1 pseudogene is annotated in these 524 nt (G+C 59.9%); it reads right to left on the bottom strand.

Annotation, left to right across the window (positions count from 1 at the left end):
* Positions 1 to 56: 56 nt before the first annotated feature.
* Positions 57 to 524: pseudogene (locus PG892_RS22525) on the bottom strand (IS21 family transposase); the annotation flags it as partial.

Below are 524 nucleotides of genomic sequence, written 5' to 3'. Positions count from 1 at the left end.
CAGTTTCAGGTGTCTCAAGCGGGTCAGCGTTTGTTGGGTCATGGGACGTATCCTCTTTAGTGGAAGCTCTGGGGGCCACGGATGTTCTCGTGCTCTTGCGGTAACTCTGGGTAGCTCAGCGGGCTTGCGGGCAGTTGGTCGCGGCCACTGGTCAGCACCGACTTGAGCTGTTTGAGTCGCACCAGACCTTCCCGGTTGGCCAACTGGCAACAGGCTTCAACCCGTGATGGCGGATACTCCCGGCTAAGACTCAGCAGCCCCAGGCAGAGTCGGTATGCCTGCTCGGCATGGGCTTTCTCTTCCAACCGTTCGCTAACCCAGCACAAGGTGCTCGGTCCGATGTCAGCAGCCCACTGTTTAAGACGCCCTGGGGTCCAGCGTTGCTGCTTGCTGTGACGTTCCGGCATGTGCTCAGGGAGCGTGCTCATCCCCGGGATGGTTTTACGTGGATGGCTCGCGACCAGCTGTTGCTGGTGATAGACCTGAAGCAGGGTATCGCCCGCATGGAGCTCCAGTTGCTGACC

Origin of the sequence: Aeromonas sp. QDB68, assembly GCF_027707405.1 — a bacterium.
In the GTDB taxonomy this organism is placed as follows: Bacteria; Pseudomonadota; Gammaproteobacteria; order Enterobacterales; family Aeromonadaceae; genus Aeromonas; species Aeromonas caviae.
This window is presented reverse-complemented; position numbering and strand designations above follow the sequence as displayed.